This is a genomic window from Phenylobacterium sp. (genome assembly GCF_022402485.1).
Taxonomy (GTDB): domain Bacteria; phylum Pseudomonadota; class Alphaproteobacteria; order Caulobacterales; family Caulobacteraceae; genus Phenylobacterium.
Genome location: NZ_JAKRSA010000015.1, coordinates 53,700 through 79,601, shown reverse-complemented (window position 1 = coordinate 79,601; position 25,902 = coordinate 53,700). Strand labels below are relative to the sequence as shown.

The window sequence follows — 25,902 nt, the reverse complement described above, 5'->3', positions numbered from 1 at the left end:
GTTAAACAGCGCGATCAGGCAGCGCGTATGCCTGAAAAACCAGATTCGCTGTGCTGGCCCATGACGGTGTCGTAGCCGAGGATCATGTCCACATCCCGGCCATTTGAGGCCAGGGGCAGGCGCAGCCACAGGAGAGAGACATGGCCGGCCCCGCGCCAGGCCAGACTATGGACCCCAACGCCTGGGCGACGTTCCTCAACCACGGCGGTCAGCTCGTCTCGCCAATAGTCCGCGGCCGCCGCGTTATAGACATCGCCCAAAGCGCGACCGGTAATCTCGCGCCCATAGATGCCATAGAGGCCTGTGCCAGCCAGGCGGACACGGAAATCCATCGGCTCTCGCCGGACGTCAATCAGGCTGACGGTCGGCAACAGCCGCTTCAGGGCCGCGGGATCAACATCCCCACGGGCTGGCAGACGCGGTCCACGTCTCAACCCGGCCCAATAGCCATATATTTCTTCATGAGCACGGGCGGCAGCCGCCGAAGCCCCGATCTGAGCCGCCATGTTCAGATTCCTTAACAACCCCTTGGAATCACGACGAATCACTTATCGCCTGTATGGCGAATCGAGGGCAAGTCGAAATCGCAGGCAGAGCCAAAGAAGTCCACAGAATGCAAAAACGCCCGCCTCCAGCCGGAGACGGGCGTCCCTGATGTTCTTGGTAGGTCAGATCAGCGCTTCTTGCGCGCCGCCTGCCGGCCACCCTGGCCGAGACCCATCTGCTTGGCGAGATCAGAACGCGCCTTTGCGTAGTTAGGGGCCACCATGGGGTAGTCTTTGGGAAGACCCCACTTCGCGCGGTATTCCTCAGGACTCATGTTGTACTTCGTCCGCAGGTGCCGCTTGAGTGACTTGAACTTGCGACCGTCTTCCAGGCAGATCAGGAAGTCCGGGGTAATGGAGCGGCGCACTGGAACGGCAGGTTCCTTGGGGGCAGCTTCCACAGCCTCCGGTGCCGTGGTGACGCCAGCCAGCGCGCGATGCACGGCCTGGATCAAGTTCGGCAGATCGGCGGCGGCGACGGAATTGTTTCCGACATAGGCCGACACGATATCGGCGGTCATCTCGATAACTTCTGCTTTTTCGTCCATTTGATTTACCCAGAACAGCGCAATGCGAGCGCCACAACATCTGATTCCTAGATCAGTTGTAAGCTACTTATCGCCCACGCCCCTCCTACACAAGACAATAGAATGCCCGTCTGTCTTTGCTGGAGCATCACGCTGAAAATTGCGAGCGGGAGTTGAGTAGGAACGGTATGACGCCAAGGCCCCACGTCAGATCAGGCTAGCGGCTTCTTGCATCCCTAGTTGCGGCCTAACTCGTTAGCAAAGGCCAACATCGCGGCCCGCTGTGGGAGGGAGTATTCATCGATGACACTGTCATCTCCGTCTCGGATGGCACGCAGAAGCTCTGGCGTCATTGCCGATGACAATGACCAGTTCCAATAGCGCAATACCGTCTGGGCCCGGTCCACGGCCAAGGTGTCGTAGATCAACATGGTGCGTTCAAAGGCGGGATTGGGCGTACCATCCTCAGCGACCTCCGGCCGCCTTAGCCCTCGCCACAAGGCCCGCAGGGCTGCGCGAGGCAGGCCCGTCGCCTTGCACAGGATAGCCAGCGGTTCACCTCCGGGATCGGTGAACAGTTTGGCACCGGTCATCGGTTTGAGCCCGGACAAATAGGAGATCTCCTCAGCGACCTCCCGCGTCATACCGTGCTGAGCTGCGGCGATCGCCGCCTCCAGGCTGATAAAGGGGCTCTTTTCGATCGCCGCGCGATTGCGCTGTCGCCGCTCGATGAACTGCAAGGCCTTGCGGGACATGGGGTCCTGCCACCCCTCCTGGGCCGCCATGGGGAAAATGTCCCCGGCGGCCTCCTGCAGGATTTCACGCGAAACCGCAAAGCGCTGAAGGATGGTTCGGCGGGCCTCTGGGTCGGCCCACCAGAAGATCACATAGGCCTGGGCCGGGCGCAGCTCTGGACGGCGCAAAAGTGCCGAGGTCAGATGTGGAGACTCTCGACTTAACACCACCAGGGCCTCAAGCCCTCCGTAACTCATCTGCGCGTCCTTGTTGCCAAGGAGGGTTTCCACGACCTTCAGTTCGCCCGTTGCCAACAAGGTGTCCACGACGACCTCGCTGAGACCCTTTCGACCTGCGATCATCAACCGATGCTCTAAGCCGCCGGTGCGGGCACAATCGAGCAGGTCAGAGTCTGAAAGGCTGTCGCAGTCCTCCAGCAGGGGCCGCGCCACCATCGGACCGTCATGTAGCAGCAACCGCACCAGTTGGGCCGGCGGGGCGGTCAGGCCGGCCAGCCTGCGGCACACCTTGAGGCGTTCCTCGGGCGAAGCGTCCCGCAGCATCTCGATCAAGAGGTCAGCGGTGACCGAGCGTTCAAAGGCGTTGATCCGGCTGGAAGGCAGACAGACCACGTCAGCTAGCCGCCGGAGCAGGGCGCCCCGGGAGCGGAACTGCGGCGGGGACGTATCGTCCGGAAAGGGCGCGCTCTGGCTCATCTGCAAGGGCAGTTCACCACAGGGGCGTTAACCATGGGTTTGCGAACGCGCCCCTCCCCGAGATTTACGAGAAGGCCGGTGGGCTCCATCCGGGCCAGATGTCGGGAAGCCCGGCAGAGACCTTGTCGGTGAAGACGGGAGGACGCTTTTCCAGGAACGAGCCAACCCCCTCCTTGGCGTCGTCAGAGGCACCCCGCGACTGGATCGCCCGGCTGTCGGCCCGGTGAGCGGCCATGGGATGGTCGGCACCCGCCATCCGCCAGAGCAGCTGGCGGGTCAGGGCCAGGGAGACCGGTGCGGCATTATCGGCGATTTCCCGGGCCAGGGTCATGGCGGCGGGCAGGAGTTCGTCAGGGGCGTGAACCGAGCGGACCAGGCCGCGATCCAGGGCCTCCTGGGCACCAAACACGCGGCCGGTATAGCACCACTCCAGGGCCGTCTGCAGGCCCACCAGCCGGGGCAGGAACCAGGATGAAGCCGCCTCGGGATTCATGCCCCGACGGGCAAAAACAAAGCCGAACCTCGCCTCGGTAGAGGCCAGCCGGATGTCCATGGGCAATTGCATGGTCACCCCCACCCCGACGGCCGCCCCGTTCACTGCCGCAATCACCGGCTTCAGGCTCTCAAAGATGCGCAAGGACACAAGCCCGCCGCCATCACGATAGACCCCGCCTTCGTCCTTGCGGGCGAGGCCCGCCGTTGCCTGGCTGGCATAGTCAAAGGTCGATGGCCCCCCCGAAAGGTCAGCGCCAGCGCAGAACCCGCGCCCGGCGCCAGTGATCACCACCACCCGCACCTCATCGTCGGCGTCGGTGGCGTCGAAGGCTGCGATCAGCTCTTTAAGCATCACCGTATTGAAGGCATTCAGCTTTTCCGGTCGATTGAGGGTGAGAAGTGCAATGCCGTCCGCCACCTCCAGCTTCAAGGTCTCGAACCCGTCGTCCCTGGCCTTGCTCATGGCTGTGTCCTCCCGTGGATTTTGATTTTCCCCATTTCGCCGCCCTTGACGGACGGGAGGTCAAGCGTCGCATGATCGTTCCGAAGTCGATCATTTGAGCACCGCCGAAGGCCCGAAAAGAGGCCCAGGCCCTGGAGGAACCCCCCATGCATCCGTCCCATCACGCCAAGACCCACCCTGAGCGGCCCGCCTATGTCATGGCGAGCTCGGGGGAGACCGTCACCTATGGGCAGCTTGAGGCCCGCTCCAACCAGGGGGCGCACCTGTTCCGCCAGCTGGGCCTGAAGGCCGGGGATGTGATCGCCATCCTGCTGGACAATCACCCGCGCTTCTTCGAGGTCGCCTGGGCGGCCCAGCGCGCCGGGCTCTACTATGCGTGCATCTCGTCCAAGCTGACGGCGGGAGAGATCCAGTACATTCTCGGCGACTGTGCGGCCAAGGTGCTGATTACCTCAGCCGGCGTCGGCCCGGTGGTCGATGAACTGCCCGCCCTGGCCCCGGGTTTGAAGCTCTACATGGTTGGCGAGGCTCGCGCGCCCTATGAGAGCTTCGAGGCCGCCAGGGCCAGCCTGCCCGAGACCCCCATCGCCGATGAAACCGCCGGGGCAGACATGCTCTATTCGTCGGGCACCACTGGCCGACCCAAGGGGATCAAGCCGCCCCTGACCGGCGGCCCTATCGACGCCCCCAATGTGCTCTCCATGATGGCCGAGCACATGTTCGGCTTCCCCCCGAGCGGCACCTATCTGTCGCCGGCCCCGCTCTATCACGCAGCCCCTCTGCGCTGGTGCATGGGCTATCAGCGGCTGGGCGGCACCGTGCTGGTCATGGAAAAGTTTGATCCTGAACACGCCCTCGCCCTGATCGAGACGTACAAGGTCGACTGCGGTCAGTTTGTCCCCACCCATTTCGTGCGGATGCTGAAGCTGCCGCCTGAAGTCCGCACCCGTTACGACCTGTCGTCCCTGAAGTCAGCCGTTCACGCCGCCGCCCCCTGCCCCATCCCGGTCAAGGAGCAGATGATGGAGTGGTGGGGGCCGATCATCCACGAGTACTATGCCGGCAGCGAAGGCAACGGCTTCTGCTACATCGGCCCGCATGACTGGCTGGCGCACAAGGGCTCGGTGGGCAAGGGCACGACCGCCGAGGTGAAGATCTGCGGCGATGACGGCGAACCCCTGCCGCCGCGCACCGAGGGCGTCGTCTATTTCGCCGGCGGCACGCCCCTGACCTATCATAACGCCCCCGACAAGGTGGCGGAGAACACCAACCAGCACGGCTGGACCACCCTTGGGGATGTGGGTTGGGTGGACGAGGACGGCTTCCTCTACCTCACCGACCGCAAGAGCTTCATGATCATTTCCGGTGGGGTGAACATCTATCCCCAGGAGCTGGAAAACCTGCTGATTACCCACCCCAAGGTGGCCGACGCCGCCGTGGTCGGTGCGCCTGACGAGGAGATGGGCGAGAAGGTCGTGGCGGTCATCCAGCCCATGAACTGGGCGGACGCCGGCGATGACCTGCGGGCCGAGCTGATGGCCTTCTGCCGGGCCAATCTCAGCCATGTGAAATCGCCCCGCATGCTGGACTTCATGGCCGAACTGCCCCGCCACCCCACCGGCAAGCTCTATAAGCGGCTGATCCGCGACGCCTATTGGGGCAAGGAAGGCTCCAAGATCGTCTGAGCCCCGGCAGGCCAGGGGCGCGCGCTGCACCCTTGCCCACGCCGCACGAGGTGATAGACCCGAACACCTGTTTTGAAACTCGAGGGAGCAAGCGATGAACCCGGTGGAATTCAAGGATCTGCCCGGCCTGGTCGGCCAGGAAGTCGGCGTGTCGGACTGGGTTGAGATCACCCAGGAGCGGGTCAACCAGTTCGCCGAAGCCACCGGCGACCATCAGTGGATCCATGTGGACGTGGAGCGGGCCACTAAGGAAATCGGCGGCCCAATCGCCCACGGCTACCTGACCCTGTCCCTGATCCCCTTCCTGGGGGGCGGCATGCTGCCCATCAAGGGCGTGACCCGGGGCATCAACTATGGCTCGGACAAGGTGCGCTTCATCAACATGGTCCGCGTGGGTAAGCGGGTGCGCATGCGCCAGAAGCTGATCGGCGCCGAGCCCAAGGCTGGCGGCTTTCAGCTGAAGAACGAGTGCACCATCGAGATCGAGGGCGAGGACAAACCCGCCTGCGTGGCCGAGACCATTTCGGTGGTCTACGGCGCCTAAATCAGGCGTTTTTGCTGCGAAAGGCCCGCGTTTCGGCGCGGGCCTTTTTCTTTGGCCGCAGATGGCCAAGGCTCAATGGTCGGGCGACACCGCCTCGAGCGCCGACACCGCCCTGGCCCCGCCAACACCGGCATCAACCTGGGCCACCGACACCTCGGCTTGGGGATCATCCAACAGGGATAGGGTCTCGTGGATGTAGCGGGCGTGGGTGACGATCCCGATTTCCAGCCGCTCGCGTTTCAGCTCCACCTGCTGGGTGAGCAGGCCAGCGATGAACTGGACCTCCTGGGTCTCCCCACCGCCAGGCCGGCGACGCAGACCTTCAGCCATGAACACCGGCCCACCAGAATTGCCGGGGAAGACCGTGAAATCGAGCAGGAAGGTGGGAAAGGCCGTGACCGGCGCCAGGGGGAATGAGGCGACCCGGCCAGCTCTCAGGATGGGAAATCCTGCCGGATTGGCCGACAGGCCTCGCGGAAAGCCCAGGGCCATCATCTGATCGCCGGCCCCCACCGCATAGGTGGCGAAGGTCTCGTCCCGGGCCAACCAGTCGGTGGGAATGGCCGCCCTGGCGAAGGCCGGCGGCGCAGTAATGGTAATGGCGGCCACATCCCGGCTGGGGTGCTGCGTCCATCGGGGCGCACCTTCGGCGTCGCGGATTTCGAAACTCTGAGGGGCATAGCTCCAGCTGCCATCGGCGTTGGCGATGCGGTAGCCGATACGGGCCTGAGCACCCGGCATGCGCTGCAGCACGTGGCTGGCGGTCACCAGAACGGTGCGCGGCTGGCCATCGGGGGTCGGGGCGTTGATCAGAAAGCCCGTGCCGACCGTGCGGGTGCCGTCGCCCAGGGGCTGTTCGATCTGAACGGTGGCATGCATCAGCTCGACGGCAAGATCGGCGATCATGGACGCCCTTCGAAGGGTTGAGGCTTAACAGGACCCAGTGAAACCAGACCTGCCCGCGCGGGACAAGATGGCGGGACGACGCCCTTTGCGCCCCGTTACCCGGGGCATATGACATACCGCGTCTTGAGAGACGACGCTGTTCGTCGCATCTAGCGCAGATGACCCAGCGCCCCACCCCGCCGATCGCCCACAAACAGCCAACGACCCTGGACCAACTGGGTCGCCGCCGCACCGATGACTATGCCTGGATGAAGGATGAAAACTGGCAGAAAGTCCTGCGTGATCCTGCGACCCTCCGACCCGACATCGCCGAGCACCTGAAGGCGGAAAACGCCTATACCGAAGCCATGCTGGCGGGGACCAAGGCCCTGCAGGCTGACCTGTTCGCCGAGATGAAGGGGCGGATCAAGGAAGACGACTCCAGCGTCCCGGCCCCCGACGGCCCCTGGGAATACTATGTCCGCTACCAGGAAGGGGCCCAGCACCCGATCCGGGCCCGCCGCCCCCGGGGCGGTGACGTCGGTGAGGAAATCCTCCTGGACGAGGAGACCCTGGCCAAGGGCAAGGCCTATTTCCAGGTGGGCGGTGCCAGCCATAGCCCCGACCACAGGCTCTATGCCTGGGCCGCCGATGAGCAGGGGTCGGAATACTACACGGTCCGCGTCCGCGATCTGGTCACCGGCGAAGACCTGCCGGGTGCCATGGAAAGCGCCTATGGCGACTTCACCTTCTCGCCGGATTCACAATGGTTGTTCTGGATCTGGCGGGATGAGAACGCCCGCCCGGCCAAGGTCTTCCGCCGGCCGGCCCGAGGCGGGGCTGATGTGCTGGTCTATGAGGAAAAGGACGAGGGCATGTTCCTGGGGGTCGGGACGACCTCTGATGACAGCCATGTGGTCATCCATGTGGGCGACCAGGAAACCACTGAGATCTGGGTCATTCCAGCAGGCGACCCCGCCGCCGCCCCGGTCTGCATCGAACCCCGCACCACCGGCCTGCGCTATGAAGCCGACCATTGGAGCGACCGCTGGGTGATCCGCACCAATGCTGACGGGGCCGTGGACTTCAAGCTGTGCGTCTCTCCCGAACCCCTGCCTGTCCGCGCCAGCTGGCGTGACTTTGTGCCCCATCAGCCAGGCCGCTACATCACGGGCTTTGCTGCCTATGCCGGCCATCTGGTGCGACTGGAGCGGGTCAATGCCCTCGACCAGATGGCGGTGATGACCCGAGATGGCGAGGAACACATCGTGGGGTTCGAGGAAGAGGCCTACGCCCTGCACCTGGAGGGCGGCCTGGAATACGACACCACCGTGACCCGTTTCGTCTATCAGTCGCCCACCACGCCCCGGCAGTGGTTCGACTATGACATGGCCACCCGCCAGCGGAGCTTGCGCAAAACACAGGAGGTTCCGTCCGGCCACGACCCGGACGCCTATGTGGCCCGCAGGCTCTATGCCAAAGCCGCCGATGGGGAAGAGGTGCCGATCACCCTGCTGATGCGCCGCGACACCCCCGTTGATGGGTCCGCGCCGCTCCTGCTCTACGGCTATGGCTCCTATGGCCACGCCATGGACGCCAGTTTCTCCATCCGCAATCTCTCCCTAGTGGACCGGGGCTGGATCTGGGCCACGGCCCATATCCGCGGCGGTTCGGACAAGGGCTGGGGCTGGTTCATGGACGGCCGTAAGGCGAAGAAGACCAATACCTTCATCGACTTCATCGCCTGCGCTGAACATCTGGTGGCGGAGAACTACGCCACAAAAGGGCAGATTGCGGCCTATGGCGGCTCGGCCGGGGGGATGCTCATGGGCGCGGTGGCCAATATGCGCCCCGACCTCTGGGGGGCGATCATTGCGGCGGTCCCATTTGTCGACGTGCTCAACACCATGAGCGATGCGAGCCTACCTCTGACCCCGCCCGAATGGCCTGAGTGGGGCAATCCCCTCACCGACGCGCAGGCCTATGACACCATCGCCAGCTACAGCCCCTATGATCAGGTGAGCCCAAAGGCCTATCCGCCGATCCTGGCCACCGGCGGTCTGTCAGACCCTCGGGTCACCTATTGGGAGCCGGCCAAGTGGGTGGCGCGGCTGCGCGACCAGACCACAGGCGCGGCGCCCATCCTGCTGAAGATCAATATGGAGGCCGGCCATGGCGGGGCCTCAGGTCGGTTCGATTTCCTGAAGGAGATTGCGCTCGACTACGCCTTTGCCGTCTGGGCGCTCGACAAGGATTGGGCCCAATGATTGTCCGCCCGGCTGACGCCTCCGACATGGCCGCCCTGGCCGAGATTTACGGCCACCACGTCTTGCATGGCTTTGGCACCTTCGAGGAGGTCCCGCCTTCGGCTCAGGAGCTGAACCAGCGCCGTGAGTCCATCGTGGGACGGGGCTTGCCCTATCTGTTGGCCGAGGAGGCCGGCGCGGTGCTGGGCTATGCCTATGCCGGCCCCTTCCGCCTGCGGGCGGCCTATCGCTACACGGTGGAGGACAGCGTCTATGTGGCGCCCGACGCCCAAGGACGCGGGGTGGGCCGGGCGGTTCTAACGGCCGTGATCGCGGCCTGCGAGGCCATCGGCATCCGCCAGATGATGGCGGTGATCGGGGATTCACAGAATGCCGGCTCCATCGGCCTGCACAGCGCGCTCGGCTTCACCCACCTGGGCACCGCCCAAGGTCTTGGCTACAAGCACGGCCGCTGGGTGGACATCGTCTGGATGCAGAAGACGCTGAACGGCGGCGTAACCTGCGCCCCGGACGCCCCAGGCCTGGCGCTCAGCGGCGTCTAGACGGCTTCCTCAAAGGCGATGTGGAGGAACCTGGCGGCTCCCGCTAATCCGGGTCCCACTTTCTGCCAACGGGCGTTAGGCTGGTGACCTCAATCGCAGGAGCCGCCATGTCCTCATCGTCCCTTCCCCGTCGAAGCCTGCTTCTTGGCGCGGGCCTCGTCATGGCCGCCCCGCAGATGGTGTTGGCCCAGGGGGCAAAGCCCAGGGTGCGGATGATGACCAGCCTTGGCCCGATCACCATCGAACTCGAGGACAAGCGGGCACCGCTGACCAGCGCCAACTTCCTGCGTTATGTGGATGCCAAGGCCTATGATGGGGGCAGCTTCTTCCGGGCCGCCCGCAACGACTGGGCCCCCACCCAGGGCACCATCGTCGCTCAGCCGCCGGCCAAGTCCCGGCCTTTCGCGCCGATCCGGCACGAGAGCACCACCATGACGGGGCTAAGTCACGTTCATGGTGCGATCTCGCTCGGGCGGTTTGCGCCTGGCACGGCGACCAACACGTTTTTCATCTGCCTGGGCGACCAGACCTTCCTCGACGCCCAGCCGGGCGAACCTGGGGACAACCTCGGTTACGCCGTCTTCGGCAAGGTCGTGTCTGGCCTGTCCAACGCTCAGAAGATCCTCGCCCAGCCCACCGGCGGCGAGACCAAGTTCGTCGAACAGAAAGACCAGTGGCTGAAGAAGCCGGTGATCATCGAGACCGCGCGGCGCGCCTGATGCTGCCCCTGAAGGCCTGGCCCGACCATGTGCAATGAGTATCAGAAACGGGTCGCCCGCGGGTCGCTCACCGAGCGTTTCTCCGAGATCAATATCCCGATCACCTGGGCCGACGCCGAACCCAACCGTGACCTGGAGGATCCGATCCGGCCCACCGATCGTACCACCGTCCTGCGGGCCCTGGATCCGGCCGATCCGGCCGCCGGTCTGGAGGGACTGGAGATGCGCTGGTGGTTGGTCCCCGCCTTCCACCGGGGGCCGCTCAACGCCTGGCGGAACCTCTGCACCAATGCCCGGATCGAGACGGTAGACACCGCCCCGACCTTCCGGGAGGCCTATCGACGCCGGCGCTGCCTCGTACCCCTGACCAGCTTCATTGAGTACTCCGAACCCGAAGGCTGGAAAAAGGGGCGTCCCAAGACCCGCCACGAAATCGCCTGGGCCGGGGACGACGTGCGGGTCTTTGCTGGCCTCTGGGAGCGGTCCGAACCACAGGACCTGCCGGGTGGCTTGGAGAGCTTCGCCTTTGTCACCGGCCCTGCGCCCGCCGATATCGTCCCCTTCCATGACCGCGCGCCGCCGACGCTTAGTCTGGCGGAAGGTCTGGAGTGGCTGAACCTGGAGGGGCCAGGCAAGGCGCTGCTGGCGGAGTTGCCCGAGGCCTGGGCCTATGAGGTGCGCGAAAGTCCCCGGGAACAGCTGATGACGCCGGAGATGCGCCGCCTGCTCTAGGACGCGCCCCACCTCAATCGATCATTCCCCCTGCCGGTCGGTTGGACCTTGGCCGGGCCTGGCCGCCCTGCAACGGTCTGAGCAGTACTTCACCTGGTCCCAGTCCTTGGCCCACTTGCGCCGCCAGCTGAACGGCCGGGCGCAGGTGACGCAGACCCTGGTGGGCAGGTCGGACTTCTGTCGCATCCGGGGCATGGGGGCCTCTGGCTCTGTTCTGGCGGCGAGTCGGCTCAGACCAACGGCGCATTGACGAAGCCCGACACCATCTCGCGCAGGGGAAGGCGGACCTGCATCCGCATGGCCAGCAGGGCCATGCCCGTGACCTTGCGCTGAATAAACAGGGTGCTGGCCGGGGGCACATGCCAGGCGCCGCGATCAGCCCCGATGGCCTCGGCGTTGCGGCGCACCTCCTCGACAAAGGCCCGGTCAGCGAAGTCAAACAGTCCTGGCCGGCCCAGCCGTTCCAGCAGGACCTCGATCACCGCGTCGGTGGCCAGGCCTTGGCGCTCCAGGGTCGCTTGGGAGACAAAGCCGGCGTCCAGCAAGCCTGTGCGCACGGCCGCATGATCCTGCGCCAGTCCCGCCTGCGCCAGACGGCGATAGGCCTGGGCGGTGGCCGGGGGCACAGCCATGGCCGCGCCGAAATCCAGCAGCACGATCCGTCCGGTTTCAGCCTGCCAGCGATAGTTGGCGAAGCTGGGGTCGGTCTGCATATAGCCGAATTCAAACAGCTCTCGCAGGGTGAGCCTGGCCAGGGCGGCCATGGCCCCATCGCGCCGGGTCTGGGGGGCGGTCAGCAGGGCTTCGATGGGCTGGCCCGGGATGAAGTCCATAGCCAGGACCCCGTCGGCGCACAGGTCGTCCACCGGCGATGGCAAGACAAACGCCCGGTCCTGTCCGAGGAAGGCCCGGTAGCGGCGCATCTGCTCGGCCTCGCGCCCATAGTCGGCCTCCTCGTGCAGCTGGCGCTTGGCCTCCGCCAGCAGCGGTCCGATGTCCAGACCGTCAGGCAAAAGCCCGGTCAGCCGCAGCAGACCCGCCACATTGTCCACGTCGGCGTCGATGCTGGCGGCCACGCCGGGATACTGCACCTTGATCGCCAAGACCCGACCATCTGGCAGGGTCGCCCGGTGCACCTGACCGATGGAGGCCGCCGCGATAGGGGTCATGTCAAAGCTGGCGAAACGGGGGCGCCAATCCGGTCCCCAGGCCTTCGCCAGGGCCGCATTCAGCTGGCCCTGCGGCATGAAATGTGCTGCGTCCCGCAGGCGGGCGAGGATCGTGGTCAGCTCGGCTGGCAGCAGATCACCGGCATCCATGGAAATCATCTGACCCAGTTTCATGGCCGCACCACGCAGGCGAGACAGCTGCTCGGTCACACGCAGGGCGTTGCCTGGGGTCAGCAGCAGGTCCGACAGCTGGGGCCGCTGGCCGCTGGCCAGCCGCCGGGCCCCCTCGGCGATCATGCCGCCGGCCACCCCGCCGGCCATCTGGCCAAAGAACGCCAGCCGGGCCGCCCGAGAGGACGGCACCTTGCGAAAGCGCGACTGGGTCATGGGAAGACCGCCCTCTGAAACCGCCCGTAGAACATCAAAGCCGATGTGGTGACGACCGAAGTCCAGAACCAGGGCCAGGGGGTTGAAGGCCATCGCCGCAGTTCCACGGGGCATCACCCGGAAAGCCGGTGCAGGACCCGTCCGGACGCCCTATCCGCGCCCTGGCGCAGGGGGGTTGATATGGCACTAATTGATTGAATTCGTTGGCTGGGGAACTAGGACTCGAACCTAGAATGACGGTACCAAAAACCGCTAGATGCTATAGCTAGTTCAATACACTAACTGAAAATTGCACTTCTAACTTCGCCAATAAGATCAGAAACTTAGTCGGAAAGCCCAAGCGTACATTGGACAATCCGGGCGCATTCCGATTTATCTTTGTCAAAGAACCGTCAGAACAGAGCGTCCTCGACACCAGTCTCTGCTCCATTCATAATCGCCGAAACAAATGAATCGCCAAACTTACGCGACAAGGTCTCATAGAATTCAGGTTCTACATCAGAAATAAAAGACAACATCCCTCGCAAGTATGATAGTTTTGAATTCTCTAATATTCCCATTTTCTGTAAATATATTAATGATTTTATCTTACGTTTCCGATCTCTACCTATAGATACATCTCTATCAGTTGTAATTACTAAACCTGTAATAGATCTACGCGCCTTTCTGGAAAGAAAGACCGTCTTTTGACTATTTATTTTTATATCAGCTAATACAAAATCACTCGCAAAACTTGATATAGACCCCATCGCTCCATTTAAGTGCTCTCCTTTCATTGCCGAAAGAAAAATGTCATCTGCGTATCTTGTATACACGACATCGCGCTCGCACGCCCATTTATTCAAATGATAATCAAAGTCGTACATCATTATATTTGTTAGCATCGGCGATGATGGCGCCCCAACAGTTAACCTGCCATGCCGTGAAACAATTTTTGTGATGATCGAAATATCTTCTAATCTAATATCAAAATTCAATTTTTGGTTTGATACACTCAAAAATCTGCCAACATCTTCAGAACGGAATGAGCTAAAAAAGTCCTGAAAGTCCACTCTAAGCGTATAGTTTGAGTCGACGTGACGCTCCGCATTAATTCGAATACTAGACCCCTTCGCATAAGCGGTCGCAGACTGGTGAACTGGAAAATGCTGAAAAAGCACCCTCACCAACCATCGCTGCAAGGCTTTAATTTCTCGACTGGGCTGAGAAATAATTCGTTCATTACCATTGCGCTTCAAAATTGAATAAGTCTTATATCGATTGGACGCAGTTTCCGCATACCGGTCAATCTGCGCGCGCGTTAGGCCTGTCTGCTTGCACAATCGATCAATCAGCATTCATCGACGCCTCTATGATTTCGATAAACTCGGAATCTCCAACTTCATATATGCCGGCCAAAAGAATTCTTATGTCTGTCTCTTGATTTACAAATCCGCTTCTGACCTCTAAAAGAGTAGATTTGTCTTTTCTTGCATAATAGTGTCCATATTTTCCAATTGATTTTATGTATTCGCATCCCACAAGAATTGAAGCCATATGCCGAATTTTCGAAACGGATACTATGGATTTAAAAATGCCTCTCATTATATATATGATATCGTCAATCGTTGCGATTGACAGAATTGTCACAATACGATGTATGAGGGCAAATAGTTCAAAGGCGGTAAGATCATTAAACCTTTCAACTTTCAGAAGTTTTCTATTTTTCGCGACTGACAGACGCCTAATTCTCGATGCGACTAATTCAAATGTCGGCTCTTGGTAATCCATCTGCACATTCGGTTGGAAGATAGACTTTGCAGCGATCTTTTTCGCTGGACCCATTGAAATAAAACTATCGAATTCTTGTCTTGGAGCGTCTAGGGCTAGAATTGTCTTTTCTGACAATTTATCTATGGCAGAAAAATATCCAGTCTCCGCAAATGAACCAGGCGCCTCTGGGAATATAACGATGGCATGCGATAACTCGCCAACAATATACTCAAAGTCAGCAATATCGAATGGCTCCGGAATGGATGAAGAAAAATAGTCTTTCATTGCGAATTCAGGGAAAAATATCTCGAATTCGCTAAGATGAGCTGCACAATACTGTCGGAATCTGGTCCTCATGTGGTGAACTTCATTTCCGCCACACACAAAGACAATGTTTCCACCCCGAGCTACGCTGTAGCCCATTTGGAGAAGCTGGATCACCCGCTTGCGGAGGTTACTATTTGCTTCCTCAATCAGCGGGTGATCCAACCACAGATCCTCTTACTTAAAGCGGCCGACTTCGGAATCCGGAGCCGGTGCCGAGACGCAGGCCGGGACCGGCTCCGGATTCCGAAGTCGGCGCCCAATCCCGCGCAATCGAATTCAGCCTGGCTACGCGCCCGGCATAGAGTGACACCTCGCAAGTCCGGTGTTTCACCCAGCTAAGAGGCCTGCGAAGTGTGCGCAATTCGCGGAACAGTTGCAACACGAAGAGCGTCGCTATAATTGCGTGATCCACATGCTCGCGACTTCAGGCAAGGGCTCAGGCCGCCCGGCAAACTCAAACAGGTTAGCCCCCGCTTGGGCCTCGACTGCTGGCAGCCACGCCGTCATTCGGGTGCAGCCATGCTTCCCGCAAAGTAAGAGCTTAAGCCGGTCCCGTTTACAGGACGTAGGAATGCATCCTACATCCAAGAGGAAATTTAGGAGCGACCAAGATCGGCTCAAGATTTTGATTTTGAAGGAAAAAACTGGCTGGGGAACTAGGACTCGAACCTAGAATGACGGTACCAAAAACCGCTGTGTTACCATTACACCATTCCCCAGCAGGAATGACGGCGGAGCGTATCCCCCCGCCGCGAGGGCGTGGAGATAGCAAAAGCCGATTCCAGATGCAACGGCCCTCCGGTCGCTTGCGGCGCCGAAATCGCTCCTCTATAAGGCCGCCTCCAAGTCGGAGTGTGGCTCAGTCTGGTAGAGCACCGCGTTCGGGACGCGGGGGTCGCAGGTTCGAATCCTGCCACTCCGACCATTCCATTCCCAAGCTCATATGGCGCGCCTGACCAGCCCTTCCAGGATGCTGGTCTGCTTGTCCTTGACGCCTGCGCGCGATCTCAAGCCCGGGCGTTGAGGTCCCAGTCATAGGCGTAGCCGGTGATGGCCGGTCGCCGGTCGAGCACCGCGCGCAGGGGCGGGGCGGCGAAGGCCGATAGGTGGCGGAGGATGTCGGCGTCAGTGTCGCCAAAGTCCTCGCGGTACCACTTGTAGATCGAGGACAGCACCAAGCCCTTGCCGGTGAACTGCACGGCCCGGGGGTGGTTGACGTAGTCCCGCGCCGCCTGGTCGAGATCCGCCGTCAGGGTGGCGCCGCGCAGGGCGCGCAGGGGCAGATTGGGGCAGCTGATCGAGGCGCAGTTCAGTCCGTAGTGGATCATCGGATCGCCAAGGCCCCGCAGGATCTCATGTTCCACCTCGTGCAGCGACAGGCGCGCGCCATCCACCCGCAGGGTCTTGGCCTTCCAGGGGCCAAATGAAACCAGCGTCGGCCGGATGGATAGGATCGACTTCACCGGATAGGCATCCAGCACCACCCGCAGGGTCTCGGCATTATAGAGATTGCACCAATAGGCGACCTGCTCAGGGCGGGACTTGCCCTTCGGGCTACTGGCCTGCAGGGCGGCGACATAGGTGTCCAGTGCGGCGCGGTCTGCGGCATTGGCGCGCCAGGCCCGGTAGTCAACCCGGTTGATCGCCCCCGCTCCAGGACGCGCATAGCGGCTCAGCAGGCGGTCAAAGGCCTGCGGACCCGCAGCCGCGGCTGGACTTGCGCCGGCCCTGCGCCCGGCAACCGAGGCCGCAACGCCAATTCCCAGCCCGATCAGCCGCCGTCGGTCCATGTCTGCCCGTCCCTTTGCGAAAAACATCATAGGACCTTCGTACGTCACCGCCCGAGGGTTACCTGCTCGCGGCCTAAAGCCATGCAGAACATGGGGTTTTTGCCAACCCAAGGCTCAGGGCTCGACCCGTTTTCAAGGCCAAAACCGGTCCTAGAGCATGATGAGCAAGAGCGTCCTTCGCCTGGCGCGCGAGATTCTTTCGTCAAAAATGCAGGGATTTGTTTGCCAGCGACCAATCTATCGGTACAGGGTATCGCGCAAGCTACAGGAAATGAGCAAACTATGACGACCGGAACAGTGAAGTGGTTCAACGCCACGAAGGGCTATGGCTTCATTCAGCCCGATGATGGCGGAGCCGACGTGTTTCTTCACATCAGCGCCGTTGAACAAGCGGGCATGAGCTCGGTGAACGAAGGCGACAAGCTCTCCTTCGAGCTCGAAAAGGACCGTAAGTCGGGCAAGATGTCCGCCGGCCAGCTCCAGAAGGCCTAAAGGCTAAAGGCTACGGCTAAAAGACAGAGGCCCCGGTCGGCAACGACCGGGGCCTCGACCTTTCTGCCCCGGGTCATTCTGGCCCCGACCCATCTGACATTGAGGCGCGACGGACCCTTCCGGCCCCTCTAATCTGGCGACCATGGTCGCGGTCCCCTCCCCTTTGTCCCCCTTAGACATCACCAACCTGGCCAAGCGCGTACCGGGCGGACGCCTGCTGTTCTCAGACCTGGCCTTACGACTGGCACCAGGAGAGATTATCGCCATCATGGGCGAGTCCGGCGTGGGCAAGTCCACCCTGCTCAATCTGATCGCGGGTCTTGATCAGGCCGATGCCGGACGCATTGAGATCGACGGGATCGATCTCGCCGCCCTGGACGACGACGCCCGAACCGGCCTGCGCCGGGACAAGATCGGCTTTGTCTTCCAGGCCTTCCATATCCTGCCTCACCTGACCCTGGCGCAGAACGTGGCCCTGCCCCTGATCCTGGCGCGGCGGCGGGAAACCCAAGCCCTGGCAGAAGCTACCGCCATGCTTGACCAGGTGGGGCTGACAGGGCGGGGCGGCGACTTTCCAGCCCAGGTGTCCGGTGGCGAGATGCAGCGCATCGCCCTGGCCCGCGCCCTGGTCCACCGGCCAGCCCTGGTGCTGGCTGACGAGCCTACTGGCAACCTTGATCCCCAGACAGCCGATGTGGTCCTCACCCTGCTCTGTGAGCGCCTGCGGGCCTCAGGCGCAGCCAGCGTGATCGTCACCCATTCCGAACGGGCAGCGGCGGCGGCTGACCGAGTGCTCACGCTTACCGCCCAAGGGCTGGTCGCCCATGGCACCTAGGCCCGGCGCGACAGCTACGGCAGGGCTCAGCGCCCGCCTGCTGGCCTGGATGGTCTTGGGGGAGTGGCGGGCCCAGCCTGGCCGTACCCTGGCAGCCGTCCTGGCCATCGCTGTGGGGGTTGGGCTGGGACTGGCCATTCATCTGGTGAACCGATCGGCCCTGGATGAATTCGCCGGTGCTGTGCGCAGCGTCAGCGGGGCGGCCGATCTCCAGGTCCAGGCGGTCAGCTCCAAGGGCTTCGAGGAAGGCCTCTATCCTACCCTGGCGCGGGTGCAGGGGGTGGCGATCGCAAGTCCCATCGTCGAATTGCGCGCGCGCAACGCAGACGGAGGAGCCCTGACCCTGCTGGGCCTGGACCCCTTGCGCGCGGCGGGGGTGACGCCAAACCTGCTGGCTAGGCCAGCCGCCGGAGACAGTGGGGTAACCACCGCAGAGGCGGTGTTTGATCTGGACGCCGTCTCCCTGTCGCCCGCCGCTCTGCAGCAAGCCGGGCTAAAGGTCGGCGACCAGATCCAGATCACGGCGGCTGGCCAGATTGCGACCTTCCGCATTGTCGGGGTCCTTGAGGGGGTCAGCGGCGACCGGGCCCTGGCGGTGATCGACATCGCCGCCGCCCAATGGCGGTTTAATCAGTTGGGGCGGCTGCAACGCCTGGACCTCAGACTTGCCCCCGGCGTGGACCGTAGCGCTGTGGAGCGTGCTGTTCAGACACGGCTGCCGCCTGAGGCCGCCCTGGTCACACCCCAGAGCGAGATGCGCCGCACCGAAAGCCTCTCGCGGGCCTATCGGGTCAATCTTCAGATGCTGGCCCTGGTGGCCCTGCTCACCGGCGGTTTCCTGGTCTATTCGGCCCAGTCCCTTTCGGTGACCCGACGCCGGCCGCAGTTTGCCCTGCTTCGGGTCCTGGGCCTGCCGGCCCGAGGGATGCTGGGCCAGGTGCTGGTCGAAGGGCTGGTGCTGGGACTGGTCGGCGCAGCCCTGGGGGTGGCGCTTGGCGTTGGCCTGGCGGAGTTGGCCCTTCGGCTGCTGGGCGGCGACCTTGGGGGCGGGTTTTTCAGCAATGGCCGCCCTCCCCTGGTCTTCACGCCAGTGGCGGCGGCAGTGATCTTTGGCCTCGGCGTCGCCATTGCCGTCCTGGGCAGTCTGTTTCCCGCCCTGGAAGCCGAGCGCAGCCCTGCCGCTGTCGCCCTCAAATCCGGCGCAGGCGAGACCGTGGATCCGACGGGCCAGCCGCCGCCCTGGATCAGTCTCGGCCTGCTGGCGGCCGGCGGACTTGCCGCCCTTGGGCCGCCGATCGCGGGTATTCCCCTGTTTGGCTACGGGGCCATCGCCCTGATCCTCGCCGGCGGAGTCGGTGCCATGCCCTGGTTGGCCCGAGGCCTGCTGGCCCCCCTGCGACGGGTCCCTGCCCCGCCGCCGGCCCTGGCCCTGGCCATCGCCAGGCTCTGGGGCGCGCCCCGGCAGGCGGCCGTAGCCCTCTGCGGCATCGTCGCCAGCACCAGCCTGATGGTGGCCATGGCGGTGATGGTCACCAGCTTCCGGGGCTCGGTGGAAGACTGGCTCGTCCAGATCCTGCCCGCAGACATCTATATGCGACTTGAGCCGGGCCTCTCCCTTGATCCCGCCATCCAGGCGCGACTGGCCGCGACCCCGGCGGCGGCCGCTGTGGAGTTCCGCCACAGCTTCAACCTCCGGCTCGACCCTGATCGCCCTGCGGTCCAGGTCAGCGCCCGGGGGGGATCTGAGGGTGGCGCAGGCCTTGGTTTGCCGCTGGTAGGCCGTCAGGCCCGGGGCGACGGCCTGGCAGTCTGGATTTCGGAACCCATGGCCAGGCTCTATGACCTGCAACCCGGAGACCCCCTCGTCCTGCCCATCGCCCCCGAAACCAAGATCTATGTGGCCGGGGTCTGGCGGGACTATTCCAACCAGTTCGGGGCCCTGGTGATGGATCAGGCCGCCTACACTCAACTGACCGGCGACCCCACGCGGGCTGAGGCCGCTATCAGCCTGGCACCGGGGGTTGAGCCTAAGGCCGCGATGGCGGCGCTTCGAGGCCAACTGCCAGACACCATCGCCGCCGGGGCGGAGTTCGCCGAACCTCGGGAAATCCGTGCTGTGGCGCTACGAATTTTCGACCGCTCCTTCGCCGTCACCTATGCCCTGGAGGCCATCGCCATTCTGGTCGGGCTGGCGGGGGTGGCCACCACCTTCTCTGCCCAGACCCTGGCCCGCCGTAAGGAGTTCGGCATGTTGCGCCATGTGGGGGTCCGACGGGGTCAGATCATGCAGATGCTGGCCGCCGAAGGGGCGCTGCTGGGGGCGATTGGTGCCCTGGCAGGCCTGACGCTGGGGGTGGTGATGAGCCAGGTGCTGATCCATGTGGTCAATCCACAGTCCTTTAACTGGACCATGGAGACGCGGCTGCCCTGGATCTTGCTGTCCAGCCTGGGGGCGGCGCTGGTGGTCACCTCGGCAGGGGCCGCGGTCCTCTCCGGTCGGGGTGCCCTGTCCGATAGCGCCATCCGCGCCGTGCGGGAGGACTGGTGATGTTTCCCCGCCGCGCCTTCGCAGCTCTCCTGGCAGCCGGGCTGCTGGTGCCTGGGGGCCTGGGCCTCGCCCAGCCCAGATCCCTGCCCGTCACCTTTGCCCCGGTCAGGCCAGGACGGCGCCTGAGCTTCCCTACCGACCATGGGGCTCATCCTGATTTCCGCACCGAGTGGTGGTATGTGACCGGCTGGTTGCAGGCAGCGGGCCAGCCCATCGGCTTCCAGATCACCTTCTTCCGGGTCCGAACAGCGGCCGACCCCGGCAATCCCAGCACCTTCTCTCCGCGACAGGTGATCTTCGCCCATGCCGCTATTTCTGATCCGGCTATGGGTCGGTTGATCCATGCCCAGCGGATCGCCCGGGCGGGGTTTGGCCTGGCCGAGGCCAAGGTGGGCGACATGGACCTGGTGCTGGACGACTGGCGGCTCAGGCGGGATGCCAAAGGCGTGCTGAGGACCCATGCGGGGGACGCCGACTTCGCCCTGGACCTGGCTCTAACTCCGACCCAGCCCGTGCTCCTTCAGGGGCAACAGGGGTTCAGCCGCAAAGGCCCGGGTGCCGACCAGGCCAGCTATTATTACAGCCTGCCACACCTGAAGGTGACCGGCACCCTGAGCCGCGAGGGGCGCCGCCAGCCGGTCAGCGGGGAGGCCTGGCTTGATCAGGAATGGTCTTCAACCCTGCTGGATGCCCGGGCGGTCGGTTGGGACTGGGCGGGGATCAATCTCGATGATGGCGGGGCCCTGACCGCCTTCGAGGTGCGCGACGCCAAGGGCAAGGCCGTCTGGGCCGGGGGCTCGTTCCGCAGCCCAGAGGGCCAGCTTACCCCCTTCGCACCAGGGGATGTTCGGTTCGACACCCGACGTCAGTGGCGCTCCCCCCGGACAGGGGCCCTCTATCCGATCACTCGTGACATTCGTGTCCGCTTGCCGGAGGGGCCCCGGGTCTGGCGCCTGGAGCCCCTTTTTGCGGATCAGGAACTCGACAGCCGGCCCATTGGCCCGGTCTATTGGGAAGGCGCTGTACGGACGCCGGGCGGGCGAGGCTATCTTGAGCTCACCGGCTATGATGCCCCGCTCGCTATCTAGATCGCGGCCCTAGGGGCCGTCCGGGAGGACCTGGCCCCATGGCCTACTGGCTGCTGAAGTCCGAACCGGACGCATTTTCCTGGGACGATCTGGTGGCCTGCGGTGACCGCGGGGAACCTTGGACGGGCGTGCGAAACCACAGTGCCAAACTCAATCTGATGGCCATGCAGGTCGGCGACCAGGCCTTCTTCTATCACTCCCAGACTGGGAAGGAGATCGTTGGGGTCTGCGAGGTGATCACCGAAGCCTACCCAGACGCCAGCGATCCCAAGGGGGTCTTTGTCTGCGTCGATGTCCGAGCCAAGGTGCCCCTGCCCCGCCCTTTCACCCTGGCTGAGGCCAAGGCCGACCCTGCGTTGAAGACCATGGCCCTGGTCACCGCCTTCCGACTCTCGGTTCAGCCGGTGAGCGCCGCGGAATGGGCCCACATCATGGACTGTGTTGGACTCACCGCCACGGGTTGACCTGGGTCGGCTTCGGGCCTTGATGCAGGGCTGGGGCTTCGCCGACATAGGGACTCCGAAAGGGACGCCATGACCGCGCCTGCCTGTTCCCACCGCCATGAGGTCTGCCGATGAAGGGGCGCGGAAGGCTCAAGCTCGCCGTTCTGGTGCTGGTGGTGGCGCTCATCGCCGCAACAGCCTTCATGCTCAGCCGTCGCCCCACGGAGGTGGCGGTGACCACCCTGGCCCCTGAGGCCACAGAGCTGGTCCTGGCCGTCGTCGGTCGCGTGCGTCCCATTGACCTTGTGGAGGTGCGTTCGCCCAATCCCGGCCAAGTGGTCGAGATGATGCGGGACGAGGGCGATCAGGTGGCTCAGGGAGAGCCCCTGGCCCGGATACTGGCCGTGGTTGAGGCCGCCCAGGGCGAAGCTGACTCCGCTCGGGTCCGCGCAGCTCAGGCTGAAGCCGCCCAGGCCAGACTGGCCGTCCAACGTACCGAAACCCTGGCCCGACAGGGCTTCGCCGCCCAGGCAGCCCTTGACCAGGTCAGGGCCGTCCTGCGCACCGCCGAAGCCAATGTCGCCGCCGCCCAGGCCACGGCCAGAGCCTCCACCGCCCGAAGCCAGGAGTTTGTAGTTCGCGCGCCCATGGCCGGTCTGATCCTGGCCCGTCCCGTGGACAGCGGTCAGGTGATCGCTGCGGCCACCCCCCTGTTCGAGCTTGGGTCCCTGGACGGCGTGGAGATTCTGGCGGAGGTGGATGAAGCCTATGCCGACGCGCTGGCCCCCGGCATGACCGCCCGCGCTGCGGCCTCAGGCGCCGAGGCCCGCTTCGCCGCCATGGTCAGTGAAATCTCCCCCAAGGTGGACTCCGCCACGGGGGGCCGACTGGTCAGGGTCCGCCCGGAGACAGGAACGAACCTCGCCCCGGGCCGCTCGGTGGACGTGACCATTGTTGTTGCCGTGCGCCCTGCCGCCATCGTCATCCCCCGACTTTCAGTGGTCGACGCCACGACCGCACCTAAGGCCTATGTGGTGGACGCCGAGGACACCATCCGGGTCAGGGATATCGTCATCGCCCGCTGGCCATCGCAGGGCGCAATCATCGAGAGCGGATTGTCCGCTGGCGACCGACTGGTCCTTGCACCCGCCGGGCTTCGACCGGGGGAAAAGGTTCGACCGGTGGCGACCTCGGTTGCTTCCCCGGACGGGTCCTAGGCCATGTTCGCCCTCACGGTGGCCCGACGCTACCTGACCTCCAACCCTGCCCAGACCGTGCTGCTGGTTACGGGCGTGGCTCTCGGGGTGACGGTGTTCATCTTTATCACCGCCCTGATCGAAGGGCTGGCCATAAACCTGACCGAACAGGTCACAGGCAATAGCGCCCATGTGACCCTGGAGCCCGCCACCCGCCTGGCGCAGATCCTGCCGGGAGACGACGGCGTTCGGACCGAGGGCGTGGCGCTGATCTCAACCTTTCAACGCAGCCAGATTCGCACCTGGAGCTCCACGGTCGACCTGATCCGCAGCCAGTCCGGCGTGGCCGGGCTCAGCCCGCAAATCAGCGGTAACGCCTTCCTGGTCAAGGGCGAGGCGGTACAGCCTGTATCCGTCACGGGGCTCGAGCCCGAAGGTCTGGACGCCATCACCCCGATCACGCCCAGCCTGGTCAGTGGCCAGGGCGCCCTGGGTGCCGATGGTCTGCTCATCGGGGTGGAACTGGCCAAGGATCTGGGTCTGACGGCGGGCCAGCCGGTGCTGCTGCGAACCGATCGGGGTGGCGAGCGCCTACTGACGGTCAGGGGGATTTTCAAGACGGGGCTGCAGAGCCTGGATTCCAGGGTCGCCTTCATGTCCCTGCAGACCGCCCGTCCCCTGTTCAACCTGCCCGAAGGCGTGACCAATATCGAGGTCAAGCTCGACGAGCCAGGCCGGGCGCGGGAGGTGGCCGACTTCCTGGCCGGTGCCACAGGCCTTCGCGCCACCCCCTGGCAGGACAAGAACCTGAACCTGGAGGCCGCCCTCGACGCCCAGGGGCGCACAGGAACCCTGATCCAGATCTTCTCGCTGATCTCGATCATCATCGGTGTGGCCAGCGCCCTGGTGCTGTCAGCCTATCGCCGGCGGAGCGAGGTGGGGATCATGCGCGCGTTCGGCATTTCCGGGCGCTTCATCGTAGCGGTGTTCATGCTGCAGGGGCTGCTGATTGGCCTGGCCGGCGGTTTGCTCGGCTGCCTGAGCGGTTATGGGCTCTGCACCTTCCTGGCCTCCCTGACCGGCGCGGACGGGACCCCGCCCCTGCCCATCGCCCCAGAGCGCGGTGGTTATGTGGCGGTGCTGATCCTTACCACCCTGGGTGCGGTGCTGGCCTCGGCCTTCCCGGCCCGTTCTGCCGCACGGATCGATCCCCTGGAGGCAATCCAGCAATGAGCTCGGTGCTTCAGGCGCGCGGCGTGGTCATGACCTTCCGCAATGGCGATGAGGAAACCCAGGTGCTGCGCGGCATCGATGTGGATCTGGCCCCCGGGGAACTGGTGGCCCTGGTGGGGGCCTCAGGTTCGGGCAAGTCCACCCTGCTGTCGATCCTGGGTCTGCTGCTGCGGCCGACCGAGGGTGAGATCCAGATCGCCGGACAGAGGGTGGACGACATGGGGGAAAAGGCCCGGGCGGCCTTCCGCAACCAGCGGCTGGGGTTTGTCTTCCAGTTTCATCATCTGCTGCCTGACTTTTCGGCCATGGAAAATGTGGCCTTTCCGGCGGCGGCCCCGGCGGGCGGCATTTCCCCCGAGATGCGCCGTCGGGCCCTATCGCTTCTGGAAAGGGTCGGTCTGGCCGATCGGGCGCACTTCCCGGCCTCGCGGCTGTCGGGCGGGCAGAAGCAGCGGGTGGCTATAGCGCGGGCCCTGATGAACCGCCCCGAACTGGTGATCGCCGATGAGCCGACGGGCAATCTGGACCTGCGCTCGGCGGGCCAGGTCCTCGACCTCATGGGCGAGGTCAACCGCGAGGAAGGTGGAACCTTCCTGATCTGCACCCATGATGAGCACGTGGCCGCCCGCTGCCACCGGCGCATCCTGCTGGTCGATGGTAAGGTCCAGCCGCAGGAGGAGAAGGCGATCCCTGGGGGTTGATCAGATCACCTTCACCGAGGGCTGGCCTTCCACCACCTTACCGACGACGGCTGCGGCACCGGCCCCCAGCGCCGCGAGACGCGCCATCACGGCTGGAACAGCGGCGGGATCCAGGGCGATGAGCAGGCCGCCGCTGGTCTGCGGGTCACAAAGGATATCCCGCCGCCATTCTGGGAAGCCCTCAGGCAGGCTGACCGCCTCGCCATAGCTGGCCCAGTTGCGCCCTGAAGCGCCGGTGCGCACGCCGTCCCGGGACAGGGCTTCGACCCCGGCCAGCAGAACCGGCCCGTCAGCTGCGATCTCAGCCGCGACCCCTGCCCCTCGGCACATTTCCAGGGTGTGGCCCAGCAAGCCAAAGCCCGTGACGTCGGTCACGCCATGCACGCCCTCGAACCTGGCCAGCTCGGCACCGATCCGGTTGAGCTGAGTGGTCGAGGCGATCAGGGCCTCATACCCCGCCGTCTCAAGACGCCCCTGCTTGAACGCCGCGCTGAGCACCCCCACCCCAAGGCCCTTGGTCAACAGCAGGACATCGCCGGGCCGCGCCATCCGGTTGGTGAGCACCTGATCGGGATGCACCAGACCAAGCGCCACGAGACCATAGATCGGTTCGACGCTGTCGATGGAGTGCCCCCCCGCCACCGGGATGCCCGCCTCGGCGCAGACCGCCGCGCCGCCGGCCAGGATCGCGGAGATCTGTTCGGTGGACAGCTTGCCGATGGGCATACCGACAATGGCCAGGGCGAAGATCGGGCTCGCCCCCATGGCATAGACATCGGAGATGGCGTTGGTGGCGGCGATGCGTCCGAAGTCGAAGGGATCATCCACCACGGGCATGAAGAAGTCGGTGGTCGCCACCAGGGCCTGCTGATCGTTGAGGCGCCATACGGCGGCATCGTCGGAGGTTTCGGTCCCGACCATCAGGTTGGGGAACAGACCCGCCTGGGGCACACCGGCCAGAATCTCGCGGAGCACGGCAGGCGACAGCTTGCAGCCGCAGCCGCCGCCATGGGCCAGATCGGTCAGCCGCTGCTGTTGCGCCATCGGGTATCGTCCTTGTTTCGAACGGTTGCAGGCGCGTTGTAT

At 63.9% G+C, this 25,902-nt stretch carries 25 protein-coding genes and 2 tRNA genes; 15 read left to right on the top strand and 12 right to left on the bottom strand.

Annotated elements, in window-relative coordinates; translation table 11 throughout:
* Positions 1 to 14: 14 nt before the first annotated feature.
* From MH112_RS05335 to MH112_RS05320, 4 genes are all read right to left on the bottom strand, one after another.
* Entirely contained in the window at positions 15 to 512 is a 498-nt protein-coding gene (locus MH112_RS05335; protein ID WP_296565169.1) for a PAS domain-containing protein, read from the bottom strand.
* 161 nt (positions 513 to 673) lie between these two features.
* Positions 674 to 1,093, bottom strand: a complete 420-nt coding sequence (locus tag MH112_RS05330) for a MucR family transcriptional regulator (protein ID WP_296564907.1) — start codon at positions 1,091 to 1,093, stop codon at positions 674 to 676.
* Between the two features lie 215 nt (positions 1,094 to 1,308).
* Positions 1,309 to 2,523: a DUF2336 domain-containing protein gene (locus MH112_RS05325; RefSeq protein ID WP_296564905.1), complete on the bottom strand. Its 1,215-nt coding sequence runs from the start codon at positions 2,521 to 2,523 to the stop codon at positions 1,309 to 1,311.
* Between the two features lie 64 nt (positions 2,524 to 2,587).
* A complete protein-coding gene (locus MH112_RS05320; RefSeq protein WP_296564902.1) occupies positions 2,588 to 3,481 on the bottom strand; it encodes a crotonase/enoyl-CoA hydratase family protein in 894 nt (297 codons plus the stop codon).
* Between the two features lie 146 nt (positions 3,482 to 3,627).
* On the opposite strand from MH112_RS05320, the gene MH112_RS05315 reads away from it, so the two are divergent.
* Positions 3,628 to 5,166, top strand: a complete 1,539-nt coding sequence (locus tag MH112_RS05315) for an acyl-CoA synthetase (protein WP_296564900.1) — start codon at positions 3,628 to 3,630, stop codon at positions 5,164 to 5,166.
* A gap of 94 nt (positions 5,167 to 5,260) precedes the next feature.
* Entirely contained in the window at positions 5,261 to 5,710 is a 450-nt protein-coding gene (locus MH112_RS05310) for a MaoC family dehydratase (RefSeq protein ID WP_296564897.1), read from the top strand.
* A 72-nt stretch (positions 5,711 to 5,782) separates the two neighbouring features.
* On the opposite strand, the gene MH112_RS05305 is transcribed toward MH112_RS05310, so the two are convergent.
* The gene (locus MH112_RS05305) at positions 5,783 to 6,616 is read right to left on the bottom strand and encodes a serine protease (RefSeq protein WP_296564894.1); all 834 of its coding nucleotides are present in this window, start codon (positions 6,614 to 6,616) and stop codon (positions 5,783 to 5,785) included.
* Positions 6,617 to 6,774: 158 nt separating this feature from the next.
* Here MH112_RS05305 and MH112_RS05300 point away from each other — a divergent pair, with 158 nt between their 5' ends.
* The 4 genes from MH112_RS05300 (at position 6,775) to MH112_RS05285 (ending at position 10,855) form a co-directional block, all read left to right on the top strand.
* Positions 6,775 to 8,862: a S9 family peptidase gene (locus MH112_RS05300; protein ID WP_296564891.1), complete on the top strand. Its 2,088-nt coding sequence runs from the start codon at positions 6,775 to 6,777 to the stop codon at positions 8,860 to 8,862.
* On the top strand, positions 8,859 to 9,404 hold the full coding sequence (locus MH112_RS05295; RefSeq protein WP_296564889.1) for a GNAT family N-acetyltransferase: 546 nt from the start codon (positions 8,859 to 8,861) through the stop codon (positions 9,402 to 9,404). The genes MH112_RS05300 and MH112_RS05295 overlap by 4 nt, the downstream gene beginning before the upstream one ends.
* 107 nt (positions 9,405 to 9,511) lie before the next feature.
* Positions 9,512 to 10,123, top strand: a complete 612-nt coding sequence (locus MH112_RS05290) for a peptidylprolyl isomerase (protein ID WP_296564886.1) — start codon at positions 9,512 to 9,514, stop codon at positions 10,121 to 10,123.
* 27 nt (positions 10,124 to 10,150) lie between these two features.
* On the top strand, positions 10,151 to 10,855 hold the full coding sequence (locus MH112_RS05285; RefSeq protein ID WP_296564884.1) for an SOS response-associated peptidase family protein: 705 nt from the start codon (positions 10,151 to 10,153) through the stop codon (positions 10,853 to 10,855).
* A gap of 21 nt (positions 10,856 to 10,876) precedes the next feature.
* On the opposite strand, the gene MH112_RS05280 is transcribed toward MH112_RS05285, so the two are convergent.
* From MH112_RS05280 to MH112_RS05260, 5 genes are all read right to left on the bottom strand, one after another.
* On the bottom strand, positions 10,877 to 11,050 hold the full coding sequence (locus MH112_RS05280; protein ID WP_296564881.1) for a DUF2256 domain-containing protein: 174 nt from the start codon (positions 11,048 to 11,050) through the stop codon (positions 10,877 to 10,879).
* 35 nt (positions 11,051 to 11,085) lie between these two features.
* On the bottom strand, positions 11,086 to 12,504 hold the full coding sequence (locus MH112_RS05275) for an AarF/ABC1/UbiB kinase family protein (protein WP_296564879.1): 1,419 nt from the start codon (positions 12,502 to 12,504) through the stop codon (positions 11,086 to 11,088).
* 299 nt (positions 12,505 to 12,803) lie between these two features.
* A complete protein-coding gene (locus MH112_RS05270) occupies positions 12,804 to 13,748 on the bottom strand; it encodes a retron St85 family RNA-directed DNA polymerase (protein WP_296564876.1) in 945 nt (314 codons plus the stop codon).
* Complete coding sequence (locus MH112_RS05265) at positions 13,738 to 14,652, bottom strand: retron St85 family effector protein (RefSeq protein ID WP_296564873.1); 915 nt, start codon at positions 14,650 to 14,652, stop codon at positions 13,738 to 13,740. The genes MH112_RS05270 and MH112_RS05265 overlap by 11 nt, the downstream gene beginning before the upstream one ends.
* 483 nt (positions 14,653 to 15,135) lie before the next feature.
* A tRNA-Gln gene (locus tag MH112_RS05260) sits at positions 15,136 to 15,209 on the bottom strand.
* A 129-nt stretch (positions 15,210 to 15,338) separates the two neighbouring features.
* On the opposite strand from MH112_RS05260, the gene MH112_RS05255 reads away from it, so the two are divergent.
* Positions 15,339 to 15,415: transfer RNA gene (locus tag MH112_RS05255), tRNA-Pro, on the top strand.
* Positions 15,416 to 15,497: 82 nt separating this feature from the next.
* Here MH112_RS05255 and MH112_RS05250 read toward each other — a convergent pair.
* Positions 15,498 to 16,310, bottom strand: coding sequence for a DUF547 domain-containing protein (locus tag MH112_RS05250; RefSeq protein ID WP_296564870.1), 813 nt, complete (start codon positions 16,308 to 16,310; stop codon positions 15,498 to 15,500).
* Positions 16,311 to 16,562: 252 nt separating this feature from the next.
* Here MH112_RS05250 and MH112_RS05245 point away from each other — a divergent pair, with 252 nt between their 5' ends.
* From MH112_RS05245 to MH112_RS05210, 8 genes are all read left to right on the top strand, one after another.
* Positions 16,563 to 16,772 (top strand): cold-shock protein, encoded by a 210-nt coding sequence (locus tag MH112_RS05245; protein WP_293316660.1) that lies wholly within the window; start codon positions 16,563 to 16,565, stop codon positions 16,770 to 16,772.
* A 142-nt stretch (positions 16,773 to 16,914) separates the two neighbouring features.
* Positions 16,915 to 17,607, top strand: coding sequence for an ABC transporter ATP-binding protein (locus MH112_RS05240; protein ID WP_296564865.1), 693 nt, complete (start codon positions 16,915 to 16,917; stop codon positions 17,605 to 17,607).
* Complete coding sequence (locus tag MH112_RS05235) at positions 17,597 to 20,155, top strand: ABC transporter permease (RefSeq protein ID WP_296564862.1); 2,559 nt, start codon at positions 17,597 to 17,599, stop codon at positions 20,153 to 20,155. The genes MH112_RS05240 and MH112_RS05235 overlap by 11 nt, the downstream gene beginning before the upstream one ends.
* Positions 20,155 to 21,243 (top strand): lipocalin-like domain-containing protein, encoded by a 1,089-nt coding sequence (locus tag MH112_RS05230; protein WP_296564859.1) that lies wholly within the window; start codon positions 20,155 to 20,157, stop codon positions 21,241 to 21,243. Before MH112_RS05235 ends, MH112_RS05230 begins: the two co-directional genes overlap by 1 nt.
* Before the next feature lie 38 nt (positions 21,244 to 21,281).
* The gene (locus MH112_RS05225; protein ID WP_296564856.1) at positions 21,282 to 21,707 is read left to right on the top strand and encodes an EVE domain-containing protein; all 426 of its coding nucleotides are present in this window, start codon (positions 21,282 to 21,284) and stop codon (positions 21,705 to 21,707) included.
* A 110-nt stretch (positions 21,708 to 21,817) separates the two neighbouring features.
* Positions 21,818 to 22,903: an efflux RND transporter periplasmic adaptor subunit gene (locus tag MH112_RS05220; RefSeq protein WP_296564852.1), complete on the top strand. Its 1,086-nt coding sequence runs from the start codon at positions 21,818 to 21,820 to the stop codon at positions 22,901 to 22,903.
* 3 nt (positions 22,904 to 22,906) lie between these two features.
* Positions 22,907 to 24,115, top strand: a complete 1,209-nt coding sequence (locus MH112_RS05215; protein ID WP_296564849.1) for an ABC transporter permease — start codon at positions 22,907 to 22,909, stop codon at positions 24,113 to 24,115.
* Positions 24,112 to 24,816 (top strand): ABC transporter ATP-binding protein, encoded by a 705-nt coding sequence (locus tag MH112_RS05210; RefSeq protein WP_296564847.1) that lies wholly within the window; start codon positions 24,112 to 24,114, stop codon positions 24,814 to 24,816. The genes MH112_RS05215 and MH112_RS05210 overlap by 4 nt, the downstream gene beginning before the upstream one ends.
* Here the strand turns inward: MH112_RS05210 and selD are convergent, their stop codons facing one another.
* Positions 24,817 to 25,860, bottom strand: coding sequence for a selenide, water dikinase SelD (gene selD, locus MH112_RS05205; RefSeq protein ID WP_296564843.1), 1,044 nt, complete (start codon positions 25,858 to 25,860; stop codon positions 24,817 to 24,819).
* Positions 25,861 to 25,902: the final 42 nt, after the last annotated feature.